This window comes from Kitasatospora sp. NPDC056783 (assembly GCF_042789895.1).
Taxonomy (GTDB): Bacteria; Actinomycetota; Actinomycetes; order Streptomycetales; family Streptomycetaceae; genus Kitasatospora.
In genome coordinates this window covers 3,774-5,590 of record NZ_JBHUAF010000477.1, presented here as the reverse complement: position 1 = coordinate 5,590, position 1,817 = coordinate 3,774, and the positions used below count along the sequence as shown (strand labels likewise).

Sequence of the window (1,817 nt, the reverse complement as noted above, 5' to 3'; positions counted from 1 at the left end):
CTCCTCGGCGGGCCTGTCCGAGGCCGGGCATCCGCTTCTCGCGGCGGCGGTCGAACTGCCCGATGGTGGGCTGGTGTTGACCGGTCGGATCTCCCCGTCCACCCACCCCTGGCTCACCGACCACGCCATCGGCGGGACGGTCGTCCTGCCTGGAGCGCTCCTGCTCGACCTGGTCGTCGCCGCCGGTGACCTGGCAGGTGTGGCTCGGGTGGAGGAGGCCGCCGAGGTGGTGCCGCTCGCCCTGCCCGAGCAGGGCGCGGTCCGGGTGCAGGTGGCCGTAGGCGCGGCGGACGAGGGCGGCCGACGGTCGGTCAGCGTCCGTTCGCGCCCCGACCAGAGCAAGGTCGAGGCCGAGAAGTGGACGACGCACCTGACGGCGACCGTCGGTGCCGACCGAGAGGCCGCCGAGCCGGCGCCCTGGAGCCCCGGTGCGGAGCTGCCCGAGGAGACGGTGGCGGAGCGGATCGCCGGACAGGGCGTCGAGTACGGCCCGGCCTTCCCCGCGCCGCGACGGGTGTGGCACGAGGAGAACCGGGTCTGGGTCGAGGCCGAGGTGGCCGAGGCAGGCGGATTCGTCCTTCACCCCGCCCTCTTGGACGCGGCGCTGCGATCCTGGGCCGTGGCCCAGGACGCGGGCGAGCCGCTGGTGCCGGTGGCCTGGTCGGGTGTGCAGGTGCACGCGGCGGCCGCCACGGCCGTCCGTGCCGTGATCGACCGTACGGAGGCGGCGGACACCGTCTCGGTGGTCCTCGCCGACCCCGACGGCGCGGTGGTGGCCTCGGCCGATGCGGTCCGGCTCGCGCCCTCGTCGGCGCCGTCGCTCTCCTCGGCGCGGTCGCGGTCCGGGCGTCGCGGACCGGACAGCCTCTTCCGGCTCGACTGGCAGCCCCTCGCCGTCCCGGCCGCCCCGGCGGACCCTGCCGACTGGGCCGTTCTCGGGGAGGCGCTGCCCTGGCGGCAACAGCCTTCACCCGCCGGTGGGTTCGCCGATCTCGGCGCGCTGGGCCGGGCCGTCGACGGGGGAGCCGCCGTGCCGCCGGTGGTGCTGGCCCGTGTGGTGCCGCCGGCCGGGGACCCGGTGGACTCCGCGCACGTCCTGGTGCGCGACACCCTGGGGCTGGTCCAGCAGTGGCTGGCGGACGAGCGGTTCGCCGACTCCCGGTTGGTCTTCGTCTGCTCCGGAGCCGTGGACGGCGGGGGCGGTGCGGACAGCATGGATCCGGTGGCCGCCCCCGCGTGGGGCCTGGTCCGCTCGGCGCGCTCGGAGCACCCGGGCCGGTTCGCCCTGGTGGACCTGGAGCGGGGCGCGGACGCCGCCCTGTTGACGGCTGTTCCGTTCGGCGAGGAGAGCGAGGCGGTGGTCCGCGACGGCGCGGTCCTGGTGCCCCGGCTGACCCCGGTCGAGCCCTCCCCGCGGACGGAGACGGTCCCCGCCCCACCGCTGGACCCGACCGGCACCGTCCTGGTCACCGGCGCCACCGGTGTGCTGGGCAGCCTGCTGGCCCGGCACCTGGTGACCGTCCACGGTGCCCGGCACCTGCTGCTGGTCAGCCGCAGCGGCCTGAAGGCCGCGGGCGCCGAGGAACTGCGCGCCGAGCTGACCGGGCTGGGCGCCGAGGTGACCGTCGCGGCCTGCGACACCGCCGACCGGTCCGCGCTGGCCGCCCTCCTGGCCGGCGTCCCGGCCGAGCACCCGCTCACCGCGGTCGTCCACACGGCAGGTGTGCTGGACGACAGCCTGATCACCTCGATGACCGTCGGGCAGTTGGCCGACGTGCTGCGGCCCAAGGTGGACGCGGCCTGGCACCTGCACGAGC

The 1,817-nt window shown here is 76.5% G+C and carries 1 protein-coding gene; it reads left to right on the top strand.

Annotated features, from left to right (window positions below; genetic code table 11):
• On the top strand, nucleotides 1–1,817 hold a 1,817-nt coding region (locus ACFRMQ_RS37300; protein WP_380735298.1), incomplete at both ends, for a type I polyketide synthase.